This window comes from Arthrobacter jiangjiafuii (genome assembly GCF_018622995.1).
Classification (GTDB): Bacteria; Actinomycetota; Actinomycetes; order Actinomycetales; family Micrococcaceae; genus Arthrobacter_B; species Arthrobacter_B jiangjiafuii.
In genome coordinates, this window is sequence record NZ_CP076022.1 from 782589 (window position 1) to 800058 (window position 17470).

Genomic DNA, 17470 nt, shown 5'->3' on the forward strand with positions numbered 1-17470 from the left:
CTCGAGGCTTCGCGAGCCGCCAGGGTGGAGCTGTTTCCGTTTCCCTTTGCCGAGTGTCGGGTTGCTGCCGTTCTCCTTCGCCGAGTGTCGGGTTGCTGCCGTTCTCCTTCACCGAGTGTCGGGTTGCTGCCGGAAGGACGGCCGGACTTAGGCATGATCCCGACACTGGGTGGACGGACAGGGCATGATCCCAACACTCGACGCCACAGACCGACCCCACTGCACCAGCCACGACTACCCGTTGACCCGTTCCTGCTCCCACCCCAGACTGGGGAGCCCGGCCGCAACTCAGAATCCCGGCCAGACCGCGGGAACGAAACCTGGCAGCCGGCGGCTTTCTACCGAAGGGAAGTGCGGCGTGAAAGCAGTCCGTGTACACCGGTACGGCGAGGACCCAAAGATCGACGAGGTGCCGGAACCGGAAATTACCGGACCCTGGGATGTGATTGTGGACGTGGGCGCCGCCGGGCTGTGCCGCACCGACCTGCACATCATCGAGGGCCAGTGGGATGCCATCCAACATCCGCAGCTGCCGTACATCCTCGGCCATGAGAACGCCGGCTGGGTGCGAGAGGTCGGCTCCGCCGTCGAAAACGTGGTGCCGGGCGACACCGTGATCATGCACCCGCTCGTTACCTGCGGTCTCTGCCCGCCGTGCCGTGCCGGAGAGGATTCGCACTGCGAGAACTCGCTGTTCCCAGGCCTGAACACCGATGGCGGCATGGCCGAACAGCTCAAGACCAACGCCCGCGCCGTCGTCAAGCTGGATCCGAGCCTGCAGCCGGCGGACATCGCCGCGCTCGCAGACGCCGGCCTGACCGCCTACCACGCGGTCCGCAAGGCCGTACCGCTGCTGACCCCGGGAACCCAGGCCGTGGTGATCGGCGCCGGCGGCCTCGGCCACATCGGCGTGCAATCGCTGAAGGCCCTGACCGCCGCGACCATTACCGTGACCGACACCTCCGAGGCCGCGCTGGAACTGGCCGCCGGACTGGGCGCCGACACCGTGCTCCGCAGTCCGGACACCGCCGCGGTGCTGGAGGCCACCGGCGGGGGAGCGCACGTGGTGTTCGACTTCGTGGGCGAGCACGGGACCGAAGCGCAGGGCATCCAGATGCTGCGCAACAGGGGCAGTTACTACGCGATCGGCTACGGCGGCACCGTGCAGGTCCCCACCCTCGAGCTGATCTCCCGCGAAATTTCCGTGGTCGGGAACCTGGTGGGCACGTACCAGGACCTGGCCGAACTGATGACGCTCACCGCCGAAGGCCGGATCCGCCTGCACACCACCGCCTACGACCTCGACGACGCCGTCCAGGCCATGCACGACCTCGACGCCGGCAAACTCACCGGCCGCGGCATGCTGATTCCGCCGGGCGGAGGCTTCCGGTGACCACTCCCGGCGAAGGGTCCGGACCGGACGTGGCGGTCCAGGGTGCGGGGATATTGGGGGTCTCCACCGCAGTGGCACTGCTGCGCGGAGGCGCCCGCGTCACCCTGGTCACGGAGGGGCATCCGGCCAGCGGGGCGTCGGGCCGGTCGCTGTCCTGGCTGAACTCCGGCGGCAGCTATCCGCTGGGCTACCACCACCTGCGCCTGGCCGGCATGGACCGCTACCGCACCCTGCTGGCTGGGCAGCCCGGCATCGACTGGCTGAAGTTCGACGGCGGCGTGTACTGGGAGGACGACGACGGCGCCGGCGTTTCGGGGATCGTCAGCGTTCCGGGCGCAACCGACGACGACGGCACCGGCGCCCCGGGCACCACCGTGCTGGCGCTCGCCGAGCGGTACGAGACCCAATGGGACCGGGCGTACGAGGCGCACCTGGTATCCGCCGCCGACCTGACCCGGCTGCTGCCCGGACTGGATCCCGCGGCGCTGCCGTCCACCGTCCTGTTCAACCCAGGTGAAGGCTGGGTGAGCCTGCCGCACCTGATCCGGCACCTGCTGCACGACTTCGCCCTTGGCGGCGGAACCCTGGTAACCGCAGCGGGACGGACCTCGGTGGTGACTAACGCAGGCACCGCCGTCGGGCTCCGGACCGAGGACGGGCAGCTCTATCCGGCGGACGCCGTCGTCGTCGCGGCCGGGGCGGGCACGCCGGGAATCCTCAGCGGGCTGGGGCTGGAGCTGCCGGACCGCTCGGAGCTGGCCATGCTGGTGGTCACCGAACCCCGGGCCCACGGCCTGAGGGCGGTGCTGAACACCCCGCGGGTCTCGGTGCGGCCGCACCCCGGGTCGCGGCTGGTGATGGACCACACCTGGTACCTGGACCAGATTGTCCAGGCAGAGGACGGCGGGTGGGCGGTGGACCCGCAGGTCGCGCAGGACCTGGCGGACGAGGCCTCGGCGCTGCTGGCCGGCCACCCCCGGCTGGTGCCGCAGAGCTGGCGGATCGGACTCAAGCCCATCCCCGGCGACGGCCTGCCGGTGCTCGGCGAACTCGAGGCCGTGCCCGGCTGCTACACCGCTTTCACCCATTCCGGGGCAACGCTGGGGCTGATCGCGGGGGAACTGCTGGCCGGGGAGATCCTGACCGGCCGGCGGCATCCGATGCTGGCGCCGTTCCGGCCGGAGCGGCTGGTGCGCTCAGTCGGTCCGGTGTCCGCGGGCTGACGCCGGCACCTCGACGGCCTCGCCGGCTGACGCTGGCAGCACCTCGCCGGCTGACGCCGGCAACCAGGCCTGAACCCCGGCGGGCAGGGCGCCCGCGGATGACGGATCGGCCAGCAGCCCGGCGAACACCAGCTCGGCCGCCCCGACCAGCAGCAGTTCCGAACCGAGGGCCGCGCGCCGGATCCGGACCTCCGCGCCCAACCCGCCGATCGCGCCGTCGGCCACTGCCGCCTCCAAGCGGCCCGGGACAAACGAGTGCAGCACGCCCAGGAAACCGCCAAGCACGATCACGCCCGGATTGAAAATGTTCACAAAATCGGTCAGCGCAGCGGCCAGCAGGTCCAGCTGCCGGTGCGACTCAGCGACCAGTTCGGGGGAGGAGTTCCCGGCCATGGACGCTTCCAGCTGGTCCTGGTCGGCATGCTCCAGCCCCAGGATGGCCAGCAGCCGGCTAAGGCTGACCTCCGTTTCGAGACAGCCGCGGCGGCCGCAGTGGCACAGGCTTCCGGCGTCGTTGACCACGGTATGGCCCAGTTCCCCGGCATACCCGGTGGCTCCGCGCAGCGGCACACCTCCCACCAAGGCGCCGCCGCCGATGCCGCTGGCGCTGCCGTTCAAGTAGACGACGTCGGACTCGCCCACGGCGGCGCCGAAGAGGCTCTCGGCCAGGGACCCCAGGTTTGCGTCATTCGCTGCGCGCGCCGGAAGCCCCAGCCCGGCGGAGAGTTCGGCGGCCAGCGGCTCATCGGACCAGTTCAGGTGCGGTGCCAGCAAAACGGTGCCGTCATTGCTGTTCACCAGCGCGGGCACCGCCGCGCCAATACCGGCGATCAGCGTCATCGCGGCCAGCTCGGATGACATCCCCTCCACCACGGACCGGCTGATGCTGACGGTGTCGGCCACGGTTGGCAGCGATCCGGCGTCGTACCGGATGCGGCGGTGGACCTTTCCGCCCAGGCCCACCAGCCCCACGGTGACGGCATCGACGTCGGGGTGGACGGCGATGGCAGCAACGTTCTCGTTGGCATGGACCAGCGGGCTGGGCCGGCCGACGCGGCGGGCGGCGGCCGGTTCGGTCTCATAGGCGAGCCCGAGCTGCGCCAGTTCGGACACGAGGGCACCCACCGTGGAACGGTTGAAGCCGCACAGCCGGGTCAGCTCCGCCCGGGAGAGGGGGCCCTGGCGGTGCAGCAGGGTGAGGATCCGGGAGAGGTTCTGCCCGCGGACACGCTCGGTTCCCTGGGGCGAGGGCCCTTGGGCGGTACCGGGGGAGGTGCTCATTGTGCTGCCGTTTCTGCTCAGGAATGGGGGCCGGGACAACTCCCGCGGGGCGCCGCGGGACAGGGGCCGTGGCGTCCAGCGTAACTCGCTGCACCCATTGACAGCGGTTATTTCCGCCAATATGTTGTTGACTCCAACTAATACCGGCTATTGGAGTGCACTGTGACAACGACGCCATCCGCTTCCGACCGTTTTACTTTCGGCCTCTGGACCGTGGGCTGGACCGGCAACGATCCCTTTGGGGTCCCCACCCGCTCCGCACTGGACCCGATCGAGGCCGTGCATAAACTCGCCGAACTGGGCGCCTACGGCGTCACCTTCCACGACAACGACCTGGTCCCCTTTGACGCCACGGCCTCCGAGCGCGGACAGATCCTGAAGAACTTCACCACCGCGCTGGCCGAAACCGGGCTCAAGGTCCCCATGGTGACCACCAACCTGTTCAGCCATCCGGTGTTCAAGGACGGCGGCTTCACCTCCAACGACCGCTCGGTCCGCCGCTTCGCGCTGCGGAAGGTCCTGGCCAACCTGGACCTCGCCGCGGAGATGGGGGCGGAAACCTTCGTCATGTGGGGCGGCCGGGAAGGTGCCGAATACGACGGGTCCAAGGACTTCGCCGCCGCCTTTGACCGGATGAAGGAAGGCATCGACACCGCTGCCGGCTACATCAAGGAGCAGGGCTACAACCTGCGCATCGCGCTGGAGCCCAAGCCGAACGAACCCCGCGGCGACATTTTCCTGCCCACCATCGGCCACGCGCTCGCCTTCATCGGCCAGCTGGAGCACGGCGACATCGTGGGCCTGAATCCGGAGACCGGGCACGAGCAGATGGCGGGCCTGAACTTCACGCACGGCATTGCGCAGGCTTTGTGGGCCGGCAAGCTCTTCCACATCGACCTCAACGGCCAGAAGTCCATCAAGTACGACCAGGACCTGGTCTTCGGCCACGGCGACCTCACCAGCGCCTTCTTCACCGTTGACCTGCTCGAAAACGGGTTCCCCAACGGCGGGCCCACCTACGACGGTCCGCGGCACTTCGACTACAAGCCCTCCCGCACCGAAGGGTACGACGGCGTGTGGGCCTCGGCTGCTGCCAACATGTCCATGTACCTGCTGCTCAAGGAACGCGCGCAGGCCTTCCGCGCCGACCCCGAGGTCCAGGAGGCCCTGGCCGTGTCCGGCATCTTCGAACTGGGCCAGACCACCCTGAACGCCGGGGAAACCACCGCCGACTTCCTCGCCGACACCGCTTCCTTCGAGGACTTCGACGCGGACAAGGCCGGCGAGCGCGGCTTCGGCTTTGTCCGGCTGAACCAGCTGGCCCTCGAGCATCTGATGGGCGCGCGCTAGTCATGGCCCTGGTCGCCGGTGTGGACACCTCCACCCAATCCTGCAAGGTGGTGATCCGGGATGCCGCCACCGGTGCCCTGGTCCGCGAAGGCAGTGCACGCCATCCGGATGGCACCGAGGTGGATCCCCAGGCCTGGTGGGCCGCCCTGCAGGAGGCGGCCGCGGCGGCCGGGGGACTGGACGACGTCGAAGCGGTCTCGGTGGGCGGGCAGCAGCACGGCATGGTCTGCCTGGATGAGACCGGTGCCGTGGTCCGGCCGGCCTTGCTGTGGAACGACACCCGCTCGGCGGCCGCCGCCGACAATCTGGTGTCCGAGGCGGGGCCCGACGGCGCCCGGTACTGGGCGGACACGACCGGAACGGTTCCGGTGGCCTCGATCACCGCCGCGAAACTGCGCTGGCTGGCCGAGAACGAACCGGACAACGCAGCCCGCACCGCCGCGGTCTGCCTGCCGCACGACTGGCTCAGCTGGCGGCTGGCCGGCCACGGCCCGGGCAGCGGAGCCGAGGGCCTGGCGGCCCTGGCCACGGACCGGTCGGATGCCTCCGGCACCGGCTACTGGTCTCCGGCCACCGGCCGCTACCTGCCCGAAGTGCTGGAACAGACCCTGGGCCACGTGCCGGTGCTGCCCCGCGTGCTGGGACCGCTGGAGGCCGGCGGACGCACTCCGGCCGGTGCCCTCATCGGTCCCGGCGCCGGGGACAATGCCGCCGCGGCACTCGGTGTGGCCGCCGGGGTGGGCGACGTCGTCGTCTCCGTGGGCACCTCCGGCACCGTTTTTGCCGTCACCGCGGACCGGACCGCCGACGCCAGCGGCCTGGTGGCAGGTTTTGCCGATGCCACCGGCCACTTCCTGCCCCTGACCGCCACCCTGAACGCCGCCCGCGTGCTCGATGCCACCGCAGCACTGCTCGGCGTGGACCTGCCCGGGCTGACCCGGCTGGCGCTGGGCGCACCGGCCGGTGCCGGGGGACTGATCCTGGTCCCGTACTTCGAGGGCGAGCGGACACCGAACCTGCCCGAGGCCACCGGCTCGCTGCACGGGATCACGCTGGCCAACTACACGCCGTCGAACCTTGCCCGCGCCGCCATGGAGGGCGTGGCCTGTTCGCTGGCCGATGGTCTGGCCGCCGTTACCGCGCTGGGCATTGAGGCGCGGCGGGTGATCCTGGTGGGCGGAGCGGCCCGGTCCGAAGCGCTGCAGCAGGCCGTGTCCTCGGTGTTCGGGCTGCCGGTGACCGTGCCGCAGCCTGGGGAATACGTGGCCGACGGCGCCGCCCGGCAGGCCGCCGCCGTCCTCACCGGGGAATGGCCGGCCTGGCACGACGGCGCGTCGGCGGTGGTCTCCGCCGCTCCGGCACCGTCGGTGCTGGCACGTTACCGGCAGGCCGCCGGGAATCCGACGCTGCCGGCGCTCCGGTAAGGCCGACCCATGACAGTGACCTTCGGCCCGAACGGCCGACCCGTCGAGCTGGCTGCGGGGGACTACCGGGCCACGGTTTTCCCGGTCGGCGCCGCACTCGCCGCCCTCACCCGGAACGGGAAGGACCTGGTGCTGCCGCTGGCGCCGGATACCATTCCGCACGCCTTCTCCGGCAAGGTGCTGATGCCCTGGCCGAACCGGATCACCGGCGGCCGCTACAGCTTTGCGGGCACCGAGTACCAGGTGCCGGTCAACGAGCCGGACACCGCAATGGCCCTGCACGGGCTGGTCTGCTGGGAGGCCTGGGAGGTGGCCGAGGCCTCGGACACCCACGTGGTGCTAGCACACCGGCTGATGGGCCAGCCCGGGTATCCCTTCCAACTCGAGCTCGAGGCGGTCTACACGCTCGACGCCGGGACGGGCCTGGGCGTGGAACTCTCGGCCCGGAACGCCGGCACCGAACCGGCACCGTACGGTGTCTCGGCCCATCCCTACCTGACCGCCGACCGCGCCCCGGTGGACCGCTGCGTGCTGGATGTTCCCGCCGCCCGGGTGCTCGGCGGCCCGGAGCAGCCCGGCCGGCCGCTGGACCTGGCCGAACTGCGGGACACCGCCGGCACGGCACTGTCCTTCCGGGGCCCGGAACCGGTCGGTGCCCGCGCCGCCGACCACGCCTTCACCGGCCTGCCCGACGGCGCGTGGCAGGTGACACTCACCGATCCGGAGACCGGCTTCGGCTCGCTGCTGTCCGCCCAGGGCAGGGACGCACGCTGGCTGCAGGTCTACACCGGCGAGAAAATGGGCCGGCTGGGCGTGGCGGTGGAGCCCATGACCTGCCCGCCGGATGCCTTCAATTCCGGGGCGGACCTGGTGGTGCTGGCACCGGGGCAGGAGCACCGGCTGGCCTTCCGGATCGGCGCTGTGCAGGCCGGGCTGCAGCAGTAGACTGCCCAGATGCAAACCCTGGAGACGCCCCGCCTACTCCTGCGCCCGTACACCTCCGAGGACGCCGGCTTCGTCCTTGACCTGTACTCCCGCCTGGAGGTCCAGCGCTACATCGGGACCACCCCGAAGCTGATGCAGGACCGGTCCGAGGCACTCGCCCTCATTGAGGCCTGGGCCCGCGTGGATGACGGGACCTGCGGCATCTGGGCCGTGCAGGACAAGAAGGGCGCGAACCTGGCCGGGACGCTGCTGCTCAAGTCCATCCCGGCGTCGGGCCCGCAACGTGCACCGTCCGGGGACACCGAAATCGGCTGGCACTTCCATCCCGACAGCTGGGGCAGGGGCTACGCGTCGGAAGCGGGCGCCGTCGTGCTGGCGCATGCGTTCGATGCGGGGCTGGCGCAGGTCGTGGCGGTCACCAACCCTGCCAATACCGCGTCGATGCGGGTCTGCACGAGAATCGGCATGCAGCACCGGGGCAGCACGGACCGGTACTACAACACCGACTGCGAGCTGTTCACCGCCGACAACCCGGCCTAGCCCGCCAGCTGCCTCTGCAGGAAGGCCAGGGCGGCGAGTTCGTCCTCGATGGCTCCGGCCTCGTGCCCGTTGAACGGCCACACCGTCAGCTCCTTGGGCCCGCCATAGTTGTTGTACGCCGCGTAGACCGTGGACGGGGGAGTGGTGAGATCCATCAGGCCCACCGAAAACAGTGCCGGGGCGGTGGCCTGCGGCACCAGGTTCACGGTGTCGAAGTAGGCCAGGGTGGCCATCACCGTTTCGGCCTGCCCGCGCTGGATGGTCAGATAGTCCGCGATCTCCCGGTACGGGTAGGCATCGGTGACGGTCACCGCGCGGGGGAAGTCCGAAAGGAAGGGAACGAAGGCGACGGCGGCGGCCACCTCCGGGCACAGCGCAGCTGCTGCCAGGGCAAGCCCCCCGCCCTGGCTCATGCCCAGCACGGCCACCCGGGCGGGATCAACGGTGGCCAGGCCCCGCATGGCGTCCACCGCGCGGACGGCGTCGGTGATGAGCCGCCGGTAATAGTAGGTCTGCGGATCCAGCACGCCGCGGGTCATCATGCCCGGAACCTGCGGACCGCCGCTGCCGGCGGCGTCGGGCGTTTCGCCCTTGCTCCAGCTGGCACCCTGGCCACGGGTATCCATCTGCAGGTGCGCGTACCCGGCCGAGGCCCAGAACAGGTTCTCGTGTGCGTCGCCGCGCCCGCCGCCGTACCCCACGTACTGCACGACGCCGGGCAGCGGGCTGTCGGGGTCGGCGCGGGTACTCCGGGCCGGCAGCCGCAGCCAGGCGCGGATGGGGTCGCCGCCGAAGCCCGGGAACACCACATCGTAGAGCTCCACCGTCCGCAGCCCGCTGGGATACGGGGTGACGTCAACGGCCAGCGGATGCCGGCGGGCTTCCTCCAGGGTCTCGGACCAGAAGCGGTCCAGGTCCTGCGGCGCGGTGGTGCTGCCCCGGTAGGCGGTCAGCTGGTCGGCGGGGAGGTCGGTGTACATGCTGGAAGCCTAGCCGGTGCCGGTGATCTTTCCGACCTGAAAGCCGCGCACCGGGACCTCGCGCACCTGAAGGTCGCGCACGTGGAAATCACAGTGCAGCCGCCGGGTGTGGTCCACCGTCCGGGTGCTGCCCGTCAGTTCCACCTCCCGGCGCAGCCGGATATCGGTGCTGGAGCATCCGATCTGCAGCTCCAGCATCCCCGGCTCCACGATCCGGTTCCCGCGGGCGCCGGTGAAGGAAGCGATGTCGGCCGGGACGGTGACGGAAACCCGGGCCGATGCGCCGGCTGCCAGCGGCACCCGGGCGTAGCCGATGAGCCGCTGCACCGGACGCACCACCGAAGCCACCGGATCGTGCAGGTACAGCTGGACAATCTCCGCGCCGTCGCGCCCTCCCGTATTGGTCACGGTGAGGCTGATGCCGGTTTCCCCGTCCACCGGAACCTTCGCCGGCCCGTCCAGGACCAGGTCGGAGAACTCGAAGCTCGTGTACCCCAGGCCGTGGCCAAAGGCATAGGCAGGGGTCGGGTCGATGCTGGACACCTCGGTCATCCGGCCCAGCGGTGCACTCAGGTAGGTGGCCGGCTGAGCACCCGGCGACGCCGGCACACTGACCGGCAGCCGGCCGCTGGGATTGATCCGGCCGCTGAGGACCCCGGCGAGGGCCGGGCCGCCTTCCTCGCCGGGAAAGAAGGAATGCACGACGGCGGCAGCGCGCCCGGGCGCGCCGCCCAGGGCGTAGGGCCGGCCGGTGAGCAGGGTCAGGACCACCGGGGTGCCGGTGTCCAGCAGCGCATCCAGGAGCTGCTGCTGCACGCCTGGCAGGACCAGGGATTCCACGTCGCAGCCTTCGCCGCTGGTGCCGCGGCCAAAGAGGCCGGCGCGGTCGCCCAGGACGGCGATGACGACGTCGGCCGCCGCCGCGGCAGCGCGCGCCTCGTCGAAGCCGCCGGTGTCCGTGCCGTCGATGCTGCAGCCCTGCACCACGGTCACGGTGCTCTGCGGGAACTCGGTGCGCACCGACTCCGCGACGGTGGGCAGGTCGATGCCGGTCGGGGTGCCGGGATGCTGGCTGCCCACATGGGCTGGAAAGGAATAACAGCCCAGGAACGCCATTGGATTGTCCGCATTGGGGCCGATCAGCGCGATCCGCTGCGGTGCGGCCAGCGGCAGGATGCCGTTGTTGGCGGTCAGGATGATGGACTGCTCGGCGACCTCCGCCGCCAGCCGACGGTTCTCGGGCGGGTCCAGGGTGATGCTGCCGCGCACCGCATCGGCCACGGCCGTGACGCCGCCGTCGCCGCCGTCGTCGTCGTTCAGTGTGCCCGCCAGCGCGGCAGGCACCGGGCTCCAGTCCGGATCCAGCAGCCCGAGGCCGATCTTCTGGATCAGGACCCGGCGCAGGGCGCGGTCGATCACGGCGATATCCAGCCGGCCGGATTCCACCTCCCGGAGCAGATGCCCGCCGAAGGCGTTGACGGTGGGCAGCTCCACGTCAACGCCGGCGCTCAGGGCGGCGCTGCCGGCCTCCCCGAGCGTGCCGGCGATCCGGTGCAGTTCCTTGAGGAAGGCGATGCCGAAGTAGTCGGCCACCACTGTCCCGGTGAACCCCCAGGTCTCACGCAGCAGCCCGGTCAGCAGCTCCGCGTCAGCGGCCGAGGGGATGCCGTCGGTATCGGTGTAGGCATGCATGACCGAACGGACCCCCGATTCCCGGACCGCCATTTCGAACGGGGCGAGGACGACGTCGGCGAATTCCCGCGGGCCGATGGACACCGGCGCCAGGTTTCGGCCGGCCCGGGAGGCGGAATAGCCGGCGAAATGCTTCAGCGTCGCCACGATGCCGGCCCCCTCCAGGCCTTGGATGTAGGCGGTGCCGATGGTGCCCACCAGGTAGGGATCCTCGCCGATGGTCTCCTCGACCCGGCCCCACCGCGCGTCGCGCACCACATCCAGCACAGGGGCCAAACCCTGATGGATGCCCACCGAGCGCATGTCCGCTCCGATGGCGGCGGCCATGGTCCGGATGAGGTCCGGGTTGAAGGTGGCGCCCCAGGCCAGCGGGACCGGATAGGCGGTGGCGCCCCAGGCGGCAAAACCGGCCAGGCATTCCTCGTGCGCCAGGGCCGGAATGCCGAACCGGTTGGAGGCGGCGATGCGCTGCTGGCTGCGCATCAGGGACAGCGCGCCGGTGCCGGCATCCACCGGCAGGGTGCCGAAGGGCCGGGTGAGCTGGCCCAGCCCGTGCGGCAGGATCTCGTCCAGGTCCACCACTGCGGTCATATCGTGCTGGTACGGTGCCACCTCGCCGCCCTCGGCGGAGGCGCCTACCCAGATGCCGAAGAGCTGCGCGGTCTTTTCCCGCAGCGTCATTTGGGCGATCAGGGCGTCGGCACGCTCGGTGGCGGGCAGGGCGGCGTTCCGCCAGCTGGCGTGTTCGGTGATTGCATCGGTCATTACTTTCCTCCGACCCCCATGAGGCCTTGGACAAGTGCGCGGCGCGCAAAGAGGTACACCAGCAGGACGGGAATCATGGAGACCGTGACGGCGGCCAGGATCCCCGGCACGTTCACGCCGTACTGGGTTTGGAAGTTGAACAGGCCCAGGGTGATCACCCGGGTGGATTCGGACTGGGTCAGGATCAGCGGCAGCAGGAATCCGTTCCAGCCCTGCAGGGCGGCAAACACGGCAATCGTGGAGAGCCCGCCCTTGGACAGCGGCAGCACCAGGCGCAGGAAGGTGCGGGCCGGACTGGCACCGTCCACCGACATGGCTTCGTACAGTTCGGGGGTGATGTCGCGCATGGTGCCGGTCAGGATCAGGGTGCAGATGGGCAGGGCAAAAGCCGCCGTGGGCAGGATGATCCCCAGCAGGGTGTCATAGAGCCCGGCGGTGTTGATCAGGTAGAACATCGGCACGATCACGGCCTGGACCGGAATGGCCAGGCCGAGCAGGAAGAACCGGAAGATCAGCGTGGTGGCCCGGCCCTGGCTGCGCACAATGGCATAGGACAGCGGCGGAACCACCAGCAGCACAATGGCCACCACGCCGCCGGTGACGATGAAGGTGTTCAGGAAGTAGCCGCCGAAGCCGCTGCGGAACACCTCCAGGTAATTGTCGAAGGTCAGGCTGGTGGGCAGCGAGAGCGGGCCGTTGGCGCTGAAGTCCGCGCGGGTCTGGACGCTGGCCGCGATCATCACGTACAGCGGCAGGGCCACGATGACCAGCCACACGGCAGCGGCAGCCCCGGCGATGTAGTTGGGCCGGGTACGCATCTAGAGTCCCTCCATGGTGCTGCGCATTTTGTCGTAGCCGGAGACCTTCACCATGATCAGGGAGATGGTGGTGGCCACCACCACCAGGACCAAGGCGACGGCTGCTCCGACGCCGAAGTCGAAGCGGCGGAACGCCTGCTCGTACATGTAGAAGGCGGTGATGGTGGTTTCCGTGCCGGGCCCGCCATTGGTCAGGATCAGCACGGTTTCGAAGGTGGTCAGCCCGCCCACCACCATCAGGATCACCGAGGTGATGATGCTGTTGCGCATCTGCGGCAAGGTGATGCTGAAGAACTGCCGGACCCTGCCCGCGCCGTCCACCTCGGCCGCCTGGTAGAGCACCGGCGGCACGGACCGGGCAGCGCCCTGGTAGATCAGGGTGTGGAACGGCGTGAACTGCCACATCCCCACGAAGATGATGACGCCGATGGCGCTCGCCTGGTGGCCAAACAGGTTCCCGTCGCCGAACAGCCAGCGCAACTGCCCCGGAATCCCGAAGTTGGGATCCAGCAGTGCCCGCCAGAGCACCGAAATCGCGGCCGAGGACAGCAGCAGCGGCACAAAGTAGATGGCGGAGAGCACGGCCCGGCTGCGCTGCTCGCCCGCCGCCCAGACACCAAGCAGGATGCTGATGGGGGTCTGGGTGAGGACGCCGAGCACAATGAACAGCAGGCTCAGCCACAGGCTTTGGATCATCACCGAGTCGCCGGCCAGTTCCTGCCAGTTCTCCAGCCCCACGAACTTGGGATCGCCCAGGCCGCGCCAGGAACTGAAGGAAAGCACGACGACGGCGACCAGCGGCACCACGGCGAAGAGCAGGAAGAACACCGTGGCCGGCAGGGTCCAGAGCACGCCCGGGCGGGTCTTGCGGTCCCGACCGCCCCGGGCCGGAGGGGTCGCGGGGGAACCCTCCGGCGCGGTGGAACGGGGTGGAATCAGCGTTGTCATCGTAAACGTTCCTAGAGTCCCTGCATCGCCGCGATGAAGCCGTCCTCGTCGATGCGGCCGCTGAAGAAGTCAGCGACGGCGCCGTGGATGGTCGGGGTGGCCGAGGGCGTGTACTCCTGGTCCCAGGAGAGCTGGAAGTTCGGAGCGGACTGCACCAGGTCGAACTGGAAGCGGGCGTACTCCGGATTGGTGGCCTGGTCCAGGAACTGCTCGGTGTTGGTGGTGGTGGGCAGGTTGCCGATGGCCACCTGTTCCTGCACGAATTCGTCCGAGTACATCAGCTTCAGGAAGTCGCGCACGGTGTCCGGGTAGCGGGTGTCCGCCAGCACGGAGTAGTAGTTGTTGGTGTTGCCGACCACGTTCTCCGGGGCGCCCTTACCACCCTCGACAGCGGGGAATTCGCTGAAGCCCAGGGAATTGGCGGCGAACTCGGGGGCGGCGTCGCGGTGGGTGGAGTAGGCCCAGGAGCCCATCAGCTCAAAGCCGGCCTGGCCGCTGGAGAGCAGGGAGGCCGAACCGCCGTCGGTGAATTTCACCGACTGGTAGTTGTTGCCGAAGGCGCCGGTGTCCACAAGCTCCCGGAGCATGCCCAGTGCTTCACGGCTTTCTTCGGATTCCCAGACGCTGGGATCGCCGTTCAGGGCCGTTTCGAAGAGTTCGGGACCGGCGACGCGGTCATAGACATAGGAGAACCACATCTGGGTGGGCCATTCGTCTGCGCCGCCAAGGGCAATGGGGGTGACGCCGGCTGCCTTGAGCTGCTCGACGTCCGCCAGCAGCTCGTCCCAGGTGGCCGGAGGCTCCGTGATGCCGGCGGAGGCCAGGACGTCCTTGTTGGAAAAGAGCATCACCGGCTGCGTGCCGCGCATCGGAATTCCGTACATCTCGCCGTCGACGGTGGCGGCCTCCAGCACCGTGGGCAGGAATCCGTCCTTGAGCTGGGGATCCTCCTCCATGAAGTCGTTCAGCGGCATCAGCAGGCCCGCGTCGACAAAGTCGGTGATGGAGCCGCCGCCCCAGTTGAAGAAGACGTCCGGCGCCGAATCGGTGTCGATGATGGTCTGCAGTTTCTGCTGGTATTCGGCTCCGGGGATGGTGTCCAGGACAACCTTCACGTCGGAGGTTTCGTTGAAGCTGTCGACCATGGCCTGTTCGACGGTGTTGCCGGCGTCGCCGTACACCAGGACATGCACTTCATTCTCGGGGCGGTTGGACGACGCCTCGGAACCGCCGCCGGAACAGGCGGCCAGGGACAGGCCCAGAGCCAGCGCGCTGGTGGCAGCGGCGGCCGGGCGGAACCAGCTGTGGGTGTTCTTCATTGAACTGCTCCTCGTGAACGGCTGCTCCGAAAGTTTCGTAACAGTTGCCGAAAGATAGCGGATGCCGATAGCTTAGGTTGACTGGTCTGTGATCTGCAACACTTATTTGGCAGAATCTTGCCGGGATCTTTATCGAGCATCGAGGAGCATGCATGTCCGCACCCACCCCTTCCGCCCGCGTAACTCTTGCGGAACTGGCTGCGGAAGCCGGCGTTTCACTGTCGACGATTTCGAAAGTCCTGAACGGCAGGACCGACGTTTCCCGCACCACCCGCGCGAAAGTTGAGGTCCTGCTGGATGAGCACGGCTATCAGCGGCGCGGCACCCGCACGCCGAAGTCCCGGCTGCTGGAGCTGGTGTTCCACGAGTTGGAGAGTGCCTGGGCGCTGGAAATCATCCGGGGCGTGGAAAACGTGGCCAGCGAAAACGGGCTCAGCGTGGTGCTTACCGAAAGCGGCACCCGGCATGCGCCAGGCCCCGAATGGGTGGAGGGCGTGATCGCCCGCCAGCCCGCCGGCGTCGTGCTGGTCTTCGCCGACCTGCCGCAGGACTGCCGGCGGCAGCTGGAGTCCCGGTCCATTCCCTTTGCGATCATCGATCCGGCCGGCGATCCGGCTCCGGATGTGCCCTCGGTCGGGTCGGCCAACTGGGCCGGCGGAATGATGGCCACCCGGCACCTCATCGATCTGGGGCACACCCGCATTGCCGCCATCACCGGTCCGGCGGACGTGATGTGTTCTTTGGCGCGGATTGACGGTTACCGTACGGCGCTGAATGCTGCCGGGCTGCCCTTCGACCGCCAGCTGATCCGCTACGGCAACTTCCACGTCGACGGCGGCCGGGACAACGCCCTGGAACTGCTCCGCCAGCCGAACCGTCCCACTGCCATTTTCGCCGGCAGCGACATTCAGGCACTTGGGGTCCTGGATGCTGCTCGCCAGCTCGGGATCTCGGTGCCCGGGGACCTATCGATTGTCGGGTACGACGATCTGCAGGTGGCCCGCTGGTCCAGTCCGGCCCTGACCACGGTGCATCAGCCGCTGATTGAAATGGCTGAGGAGGCGGCGCGGATGGTGCTGATGCTGCGCGAGGGTGAGGAGCCGAACAACCTCCGGCTGGACCTGGCCACCTCCCTGGTGGTGCGGCAGAGCACCGGACCTGCTCCGGATGCGGTCCGCCCGCTGGCCGCTGTGGGGTAGGGACCTGGGGCGGGGCGGGTGAGGGCCAGGATCCTCAGCGGGTTGTGGTCAGCGGTCCGGCCCGGGGTGCGGCGCCTTCGCCGACTGTGGAGCTCGTGCCCGACCCCTTCGCCGACTGTGGAGCTCATGCCCGAATGGCAGCACGAAAACGGCGTGATCCCGACAGTGGATGCCGCGGTGGGGCGTGATCCCGACACTCACGCCGCGCAAACGGCCTCAGCCCGACAATGGACGCCGGGTTAGGGCGTGATCTCGTCCTTCGGCGCCTGGACCCCGGGCCCGGCGGCCCCGGTACTTTCCGGAGCCGCCCCTCGGCCCCGCCGGTACGCGGGGGTGGCCACCGCGAGGATCACGGCCATCAGCAGGCAGCAGCCGATAATCACACCTGACATGGCCAGCGCCTGCCCGCCGAACACGCCTACCAGGGGGCTCACCGCTCCGGCCACCCCAACCTGCAGGGCTCCGATCAGCGCCGCGGCGGACCCGGCCATGTGCCCGTAATTCCCCAGCGCCATGACCGTGGCATTGGCTGCGATCAGACCGTGCATTCCCAGCACCAGCCACAGCCCGGCGGCCAGCCCGAAGACACCGCCAAACCCGGTCAGGACGATCACCGGCAGCAGCAGGGACAGCCCCAGCAGGACGGGGACGGCGATGCGCAGGATGTTCATGGGCGGGGCAAACCGGACCAGGGCCGCGTTGGCCTGCGCCGAGATGACCATGCCGGCACCGTTGATCGCGAACACCAGGGCGTACTGTCCGGCGGTCAGGCCGTACTCATCCTGGAAGACAAACGGGGAGCCCACCACGTAGCTCATGATCACGGCCATGCCCAGGCCGGGGATGAAGGCCAGCGCCACGAAGTGCCGGTCCTTCAGCAGGACCCGGTAGCCGCGGAATGCGCTCGGACCGCCGGAGGTGCGGCGGCGCTCCACCGGCAGCGTCTCGGGCATGAAGCGCCAGACAATGAGCACCAGCACCAGCCCGATCAAGGCCAGGGCCACGAAGACCGCCCGCCATTGCCAGATGCTGGCCACGGCCTGGCCGATGGTCGGAGCCAGCAGCGGGGCCAGCCCGATCACCAGCATCAGGCGGGACAGCAGCCGGGCCGCGTCGGACCCCACGAAACGGTCACGGATGACGGCAATGGCAACGACGCCGGCGGCCGCATTAAAGAAACCCTGCAGTACCCGCAGCCCGATCAGGGTGCCGATGCCGGGCGCGACGGCGCACAGCAGGGACACGACAATGTGGAGGCTGATGCCGATCAACAGGGGCAGGCGCCGCCCGAACCGGTCAGAGAACGGGCCGATGACCAGCTGGCCGACGGCGGCGCCGAGCAGCGTCCCTGACATGGTGAACTGGGCGGCGGCCTGGCTGGTCCCCAGATCCGAGGCGACGGTGGGCAGCGAGGGCAGGTACATGTCGGTGGTGACCGCCGGCAGTGCCGCCAATGCACCCAGCATCAGGATGTACTTGATCCCCGGACGGTAGGAGGGGCGGCTGCCCTGGGCCCTGGCGGGGTTGCTCAACGGTGCTCCTTGCAGATGGAAAGGCATAACGGCGTGGAAAGGCGAAACGGAAACGAGTGTG

General features: G+C 69.2%; 14 protein-coding genes. 7 read left to right on the plus strand and 7 right to left on the minus strand.

Features of this window, described 5'->3' with window-relative positions:
• Positions 1 to 358 precede the first annotated feature (358 nt).
• Complete coding sequence (locus KKR91_RS03800; RefSeq protein WP_210230006.1) at positions 359 to 1393, plus strand: NAD(P)-dependent alcohol dehydrogenase; 1035 nt, start codon at positions 359 to 361, stop codon at positions 1391 to 1393.
• Positions 1390 to 2616, plus strand: coding sequence for an NAD(P)/FAD-dependent oxidoreductase (locus tag KKR91_RS03805; protein WP_237687479.1), 1227 nt, complete (start codon positions 1390 to 1392; stop codon positions 2614 to 2616). Before KKR91_RS03800 ends, KKR91_RS03805 begins: the two co-directional genes overlap by 4 nt.
• Here the strand turns inward: KKR91_RS03805 and KKR91_RS03810 are convergent.
• Positions 2590 to 3897, minus strand: a complete 1308-nt coding sequence (locus tag KKR91_RS03810) for an ROK family transcriptional regulator (protein ID WP_210230008.1) — start codon at positions 3895 to 3897, stop codon at positions 2590 to 2592. The genes KKR91_RS03805 and KKR91_RS03810 overlap by 27 nt on opposite strands.
• Before the next feature lie 162 nt (positions 3898 to 4059).
• On the opposite strand from KKR91_RS03810, the gene xylA reads away from it, so the two are divergent.
• Genes xylA through KKR91_RS03830 form a run of 4 tightly spaced genes read left to right on the plus strand, consistent with a single transcriptional unit; the run spans position 4060 to position 8156 of the window.
• The gene (xylA, locus tag KKR91_RS03815) at positions 4060 to 5247 is read left to right on the plus strand and encodes a xylose isomerase (protein ID WP_210230010.1); all 1188 of its coding nucleotides are present in this window, start codon (positions 4060 to 4062) and stop codon (positions 5245 to 5247) included.
• Between the two features lie 2 nt (positions 5248 to 5249).
• A complete protein-coding gene (locus KKR91_RS03820; protein ID WP_210230012.1) occupies positions 5250 to 6671 on the plus strand; it encodes an FGGY family carbohydrate kinase in 1422 nt (473 codons plus the stop codon).
• A 9-nt stretch (positions 6672 to 6680) separates the two neighbouring features.
• A complete protein-coding gene (locus KKR91_RS03825; protein WP_210230014.1) occupies positions 6681 to 7616 on the plus strand; it encodes an aldose-1-epimerase in 936 nt (311 codons plus the stop codon).
• Between the two features lie 9 nt (positions 7617 to 7625).
• The gene (locus KKR91_RS03830) at positions 7626 to 8156 is read left to right on the plus strand and encodes a GNAT family N-acetyltransferase (protein ID WP_210230016.1); all 531 of its coding nucleotides are present in this window, start codon (positions 7626 to 7628) and stop codon (positions 8154 to 8156) included.
• Here KKR91_RS03830 and KKR91_RS03835 read toward each other — a convergent pair.
• Genes KKR91_RS03835 through KKR91_RS03855 form a run of 5 tightly spaced genes read right to left on the minus strand, consistent with a single transcriptional unit; the run spans position 8153 to position 14678 of the window.
• A complete protein-coding gene (locus tag KKR91_RS03835) occupies positions 8153 to 9136 on the minus strand; it encodes an acetylxylan esterase (RefSeq protein ID WP_210230018.1) in 984 nt (327 codons plus the stop codon). The two genes, KKR91_RS03830 and KKR91_RS03835, sit on opposite strands and share 4 nt — an antisense overlap.
• Positions 9137 to 9145: 9 nt before the next feature.
• On the minus strand, positions 9146 to 11593 hold the full coding sequence (locus KKR91_RS03840; RefSeq protein ID WP_210230019.1) for a beta-xylosidase/alpha-l-arabinosidase: 2448 nt from the start codon (positions 11591 to 11593) through the stop codon (positions 9146 to 9148).
• Entirely contained in the window at positions 11593 to 12411 is an 819-nt protein-coding gene (locus KKR91_RS03845; protein ID WP_237686598.1) for a carbohydrate ABC transporter permease, read from the minus strand. Before KKR91_RS03845 ends, KKR91_RS03840 begins: the two co-directional genes overlap by 1 nt.
• Complete coding sequence (locus tag KKR91_RS03850) at positions 12412 to 13359, minus strand: carbohydrate ABC transporter permease (protein ID WP_210230021.1); 948 nt, start codon at positions 13357 to 13359, stop codon at positions 12412 to 12414. It lies immediately after the preceding gene.
• An 11-nt stretch (positions 13360 to 13370) separates the two neighbouring features.
• Positions 13371 to 14678, minus strand: a complete 1308-nt coding sequence (locus tag KKR91_RS03855) for an ABC transporter substrate-binding protein (protein ID WP_210230023.1) — start codon at positions 14676 to 14678, stop codon at positions 13371 to 13373.
• 152 nt (positions 14679 to 14830) lie between these two features.
• On the opposite strand from KKR91_RS03855, the gene KKR91_RS03860 reads away from it, so the two are divergent.
• Entirely contained in the window at positions 14831 to 15877 is a 1047-nt protein-coding gene (locus KKR91_RS03860; protein ID WP_210230025.1) for a LacI family DNA-binding transcriptional regulator, read from the plus strand.
• A 239-nt stretch (positions 15878 to 16116) separates the two neighbouring features.
• Here KKR91_RS03860 and KKR91_RS03865 read toward each other — a convergent pair whose 3' ends face one another.
• Positions 16117 to 17409 carry a multidrug effflux MFS transporter gene (locus tag KKR91_RS03865; RefSeq protein ID WP_237687480.1) on the minus strand — a complete coding sequence of 431 codons (1293 nt, stop codon included), beginning with the start codon at positions 17407 to 17409 and terminating at the stop codon, positions 16117 to 16119.
• Positions 17410 to 17470 lie beyond the last annotated feature (61 nt).

What these genes read in the sequence shown, in the direction of transcription:
- KKR91_RS03835 (WP_210230018.1), bottom strand. Translation starts at nt 9,136, where the DNA reads ATGTACACCGACCTCCCCGCCGACCAGCTGACCGCCTACCGGGGCAGC.
- KKR91_RS03840 (WP_210230019.1), bottom strand. Translation starts at nt 11,593, where the DNA reads ATGACCGATGCAATCACCGAACACGCCAGCTGGCGGAACGCCGCCCTG.
- KKR91_RS03855 (WP_210230023.1), bottom strand. Translation starts at nt 14,678, where the DNA reads ATGAAGAACACCCACAGCTGGTTCCGCCCGGCCGCCGCTGCCACCAGC.
- KKR91_RS03820 (WP_210230012.1), top strand. Translation starts at nt 5,250, where the DNA reads ATGGCCCTGGTCGCCGGTGTGGACACCTCCACCCAATCCTGCAAGGTG.
- KKR91_RS03850 (WP_210230021.1), bottom strand. Translation starts at nt 13,359, where the DNA reads ATGACAACGCTGATTCCACCCCGTTCCACCGCGCCGGAGGGTTCCCCC.
- KKR91_RS03845 (WP_237686598.1), bottom strand. Translation starts at nt 12,411, where the DNA reads ATGCGTACCCGGCCCAACTACATCGCCGGGGCTGCCGCTGCCGTGTGG.
- KKR91_RS03860 (WP_210230025.1), top strand. Translation starts at nt 14,831, where the DNA reads ATGTCCGCACCCACCCCTTCCGCCCGCGTAACTCTTGCGGAACTGGCT.
- KKR91_RS03830 (WP_210230016.1), top strand. Translation starts at nt 7,626, where the DNA reads ATGCAAACCCTGGAGACGCCCCGCCTACTCCTGCGCCCGTACACCTCC.
- KKR91_RS03810 (WP_210230008.1), bottom strand. Translation starts at nt 3,897, where the DNA reads ATGAGCACCTCCCCCGGTACCGCCCAAGGGCCCTCGCCCCAGGGAACC.
- KKR91_RS03825 (WP_210230014.1), top strand. Translation starts at nt 6,681, where the DNA reads ATGACAGTGACCTTCGGCCCGAACGGCCGACCCGTCGAGCTGGCTGCG.